Source organism: Mycobacterium sp., from assembly GCF_052144515.1.
Taxonomy (GTDB): domain Bacteria; phylum Actinomycetota; class Actinomycetes; order Mycobacteriales; family Mycobacteriaceae; genus Mycobacterium.
Genome location: NZ_JBKQQD010000263.1, coordinates 1 through 4,346 on the forward strand (window position 1 = coordinate 1; position 4,346 = coordinate 4,346).

Annotated in this window: 3 protein-coding genes; 1 reads left to right on the plus strand and 2 read right to left on the minus strand. The window is 64.4% G+C overall.

The annotated features are described in order from the left end of the window. A partial coding sequence (gene otsB, locus ACLP9N_RS17545; protein ID WP_442408616.1) for a trehalose-phosphatase occupies positions 1-2,368 on the minus strand: 2,368 nt, incomplete at its 3' end. A gap of 159 nt (positions 2,369-2,527) precedes the next feature. Next, positions 2,528-2,824, minus strand: coding sequence for a hypothetical protein (locus ACLP9N_RS17550; protein WP_442408617.1), 297 nt, complete (start codon positions 2,822-2,824; stop codon positions 2,528-2,530). A gap of 302 nt (positions 2,825-3,126) precedes the next feature. Between ACLP9N_RS17550 and otsB (ACLP9N_RS17555) the strand changes: the two genes are divergently transcribed. Continuing rightward, the coding region (otsB, locus tag ACLP9N_RS17555; RefSeq protein ID WP_442408618.1) for a trehalose-phosphatase at positions 3,127-4,346 on the plus strand (1,220 nt) is incomplete at its 3' end.

The window sequence follows — 4,346 nt, forward strand, 5'->3', positions numbered from 1 at the left end:
CTTTGGACGTGGCAACATCACGGCCGGTGACCAAGGTGACGACCTTCTCGACGCTCAGCGACCGACCCGCGTCGAGCTCGGTGAAAATGTCGTGACCGATCTCGAATTCGTTGTCCACCAGTCGATACGTCGCCGGTGCAGGGGTGTCGCCGTGCCACAGGCTGGTCCGCGCGGCCAGTGCGACCGGGATCTGCGACTGCGTCGTCTCAACGGTCATAATCACCGAATTCTCGGACAATGCACGCTTTTCCAGTCCCTGCAGGTGATTGCTGGCCAAATCGTGGTAGCGCTCCACCAAGCTGTTGCGAACGTTGCCGTCGAGCGTCGAACGGATCTCAATCGGTCCCGACCAATCCTCAGCGAGGATCGTCGTCTCAAGGGCGGCCACGTTGGCCTGGTTCATCGCCACAAACCGGTGCTGCGTCACCGACGTGATACGGCCGGCATTGTCACGGAAGCGCAACTCGCGGCTGAGCACCGCGCCGCGAAGATCGAAAGTCTGGCGATAAGACAACAACGTGACCTCGTCGACATCGAACCAGTCGCCGCCGTCGATGCGGAATGTCAACGGAAGCCAGTTGGGCAGGTTCACCAGACTCTCGTGCTGCGTCCGGGTGCCGCCGACAAGGTCATCGAGACGGTTGTACACTCCCGCGGCATAGGTGCCCGGATAGTGAACCTGGCCCGCCTTCGATTCCGGTGCGGCGCCCCGAGTGGCGAAGTAGCCGTTGCCGACCGTGCACAATGTCTCGCGCAATTTCTCGTTGTGCGGGTCATAGCCCTCGAACGTGAACGTCCATGTCCCGTCGTAGCTTTGCTTCTCGGATGCCAGCCAGTTCCCGCCGCGGCGGAGGAAGGCGGCTACTTCACGGGGGCCTCGCAGGGTGAACTGAGCGGCCGTGGGGCGCCCGCCGTCCTCGTCGTGCCGCACGACGATCCCCATGCCGGTGTATCGGATGGCATCGAAGGCGTCTTCGTCGGTGAGGTCATCGCCGATGTAGATGGGCATCATACGACCCGATTGATGGATGTGGTCGCTGATCCAATGCAGCGCGTCGCCCTTGTCCCAGTCGACGTTCGGCCGCAACTCGACGACCTTGCGGCCGTTGGTTACTCGAAGCGCATGCTGTCGTCCACGTCGGTGCGCGGCCGCCACGACCTCGGCAACGTGCTCGACCGCGACGTTGCGGTAGTGGATGGCGATCGCAAACCGCTTGTGCTCCATGCGCGCTCCGGGGATCGGCTCGAGGTCGTTGCGCAGTTCCGCAGCTGCGGTCTCCAAGGCGGGTATCGCGGCGGCTGCCGCATCGTTCTGGTGGTACGTGCCGTCGGGTCCGATGAGCTCAAAGCCGTGGCTGCCGGCATACCAGATCCCAGCTAGGCCGACCCGGTCGCGGATGTCCGCCAGATCCCGGCCGCTCACTATCGCCACCGGGCACAGCGTCGCCAAGTGCTCCAAAACTTCGGCCGCGCCGTCGACAAGCGTGGCCGCGTCGGGGTCCGAGACGATCTCTGAAAGCGTCCCGTCGTATTCGAGACAGACGAAGGGCTCCCGGCCGGCGACAAAGCCTACCGGCCGACCGTAGGAGCTCAGGGCGTCTGGAAGCTGCGCCACGGGTCTGTCACCCTTGCGGATCTCGATGTGGGAAGGATCATCGACCACGACGTCGGCACCGCATGCCAGCAGCTCATCGGTACGACCAGTGCGGTTCACACCGATGACGACTGAAAAGCCGCCTTTGTGGCCCGCCTCCACCCCGGCCTCGGCGTCCACGACGAGGACGGACCGGCTCGGATTCGCGGCGAGTCTGCGCGTTATTTCGAAGAAGACGGCGAGTTCGGGGTTGCCCGCAAGCGCGAGCCCCCCGGCGATCACAGCGTCGACACGCACGGCGAACAGATTCTCGATGTCCGCGGCGCGCAGCACACGCTGACAGTCGTGACTCGGCGAGTAAATGCCCGTCGCAATTCCGGCCTCTTGGAGTTCCCGCAGCAGATCGACCGTCGACTCCAACGCGGGCACCGCCTCGTCCAGCAGGTCGAGGAATAGGTTCTGCATGCGGTTGCCAAGCCCGCATATCGTCTCCTCGAAGGTGTCCGCCTGCTCGCCGCGAGGCAACGAGACGCGCCGCGAGGCGAGGAAGTCGGCGACTCCGTCAAGGCGCGGCTTGTTGTGGACGTGCCTGCGATAGTCGTCATCGGCGAAGGGAGAGTGGTCCTCGTTCTCGTTCGCCGGCCTTCGGGCCAGATAATCGTCGAACGTTGTCTTCCAGGCCGCGGCATGGATGGCCGCGGTGTCGGCGACTAAACCGTCGAGGTGGAAGATCACCGCGTCGTGGTAGCGCGGGTCAATCGTCACGGGCTTCATACCCACGTTCCTTACTCAAACGGATTGACGAACCGCACCTGCTCTCGCATTCTGCTCGCAGTTTCACCGCGACGCACACCCGAATGCCGCAATGAGGGTCCTTTGGTCGCCCGGGAAGTGACGAACGCCCCATGTGCACCTAGCTGCCACGGCCTAACGTCATCGATACGGTGGCCATGGCCGCCGCCGACAGCCCAGCGGGAGGCGCGAGATGGCAAGCAGCCAAGACATGGCGGCGGGGTGCATCGCGGTCCGGCTGGTCGACTCGCCGAACTGCACGCCGCCGGAGTGATTCGAAACCATCAAAGCGCCGCCGACGGGCGGAACGTTCTCCAACCCCTTTACCTCTGCCCGGAACCATCGCTTCACAACGGGCGCGAACAAATTAGCCAGCAGCTTGGTGAACTCCGGATCCCACTTCGTAAGCTCTTGATCATCAATTGCCTTGTCGTTCATGGTTTCCCCTGCCGTGTCCGTCGTGCAGTTCGGCGAGTCGACCAGCCGGACCGCGATGCACCCCGCCGCCATGTGTTGGCTTGTTTTGCCATCTTGCGCCTCCCGCTGGACTGTCGGCGGCGGCCATGGCCACCGTGTCGATGACGTTAGCCCCCTGGCAGATAGCTGTACATTGGGCGTTCGTCACTTCCCGGGGGCCAAAGGACCGTCATTGAGGCATTCGGGTGTGCGCGCGGTGAAACTGCGAGCAGAATGCGAGAGCAGGTGCGGTTCATCAGCCCGTTTGAGTAAGGAACGTGGGTATGAAGCCCGTGACGATTGACCCGCGCTACCACGACGCGGTGATCTTCCACCTCGAGGGTTTAGTCGCCGACACCACGGCCATCCATGCCGCGGCCTGGAAGACAACGTTCGACGACTATCTGGCCCGAAGGCCGGCGAACGAGAACGAGGACCACTCTCCATTCGCCGATGACGACTATCGCAGGCACGTCCATAACAAGCCGCGCCTTGACGGAGTCGCCGACTTCCTCGCCTCGCGGCGCGTCTCGTTGCCTCGCGGCGAGCAGGCCGACACCTTCGAGGAGACGATATGCGGGCTTGGCAACCGCATGCAGAACCTGTTCCTCGACCTGCTGGACGAGGCGGTGCCCGCGTTGGAGTCGACGGTCGATCTGCTGCGGGAACTCCAAGATGCCGGAATTGCGGCGGGCATTTACTCGCCGAGTCACGACTGTCAGCGTCTGCTGCGCGACGCGGACATCGAGAATCTGTTCGCCGTGCGTGTCGACGCTGTGATCGCCGGGGGGCTCGCGCTTGCGGGCAAGCCCGAACTCGCCGTCTTCTTCGAAATAACGCGCGGACTCGCCACGAATCCGAGCCGGTCCGTCCTCGTCGTGGACGCCGAGGCCGGGGTGGAGGCGGGCCACAAAGGCGGCTTTTCAGTCGTCATCGGTGTGAACCGCACTGGTCTTACCGATGAGCTGCTGGCATGCGGTGCCGACGTAGTGGTCGATGATCTTTCCCACGTCGAGATCCGCAAGGGTGACAGACCCGTGGCGCAGCTTCCAGACGCCCTGAGCTCCTACGGTCAGCTGGTAGGCGTCGTCGCCGGCCGGGAGCCCTTCGTCTGTCTCGACTACGACGGGACGCTTTCGGAGATCGTTTCGGACCCCGACGCGGCCACGTTGGTCGACGGCGCGGCCGAAGTTTTGGAGCGCTTGGCGGCGCTGTGCCCGGTGGCGATAGTGAGCGGCCGGGATCTGGCGGACATCCGCGACCGGGTCGGCCTGCCGGGAATCTGGTACGCCGGCAGCCACGGCTTTGCGCTCATCGGACCCGACGGCACGTATCACCACAACGATGCGGCAGCCGCCGCGATACCCGCCTTGGTGACCGCAGCCGCGGAACTGCGCAACGACCTCGAGCCGGTCCCCGGAGCGCGTGTGGAGCACAAGCGGTTTGCCGTCGCCATCCACTACCGCAACGTCGCGGCCGAGCGCGTTGCCGAGGTCGTGGCGGC

Coding starts and splice junctions, on each gene's coding strand:
- ACLP9N_RS17550 (WP_442408617.1), bottom strand. CDS start 2,824: ATGAACGACAAGGCAATTGATGATCAAGAGCTTACGAAGTGGGATCCG.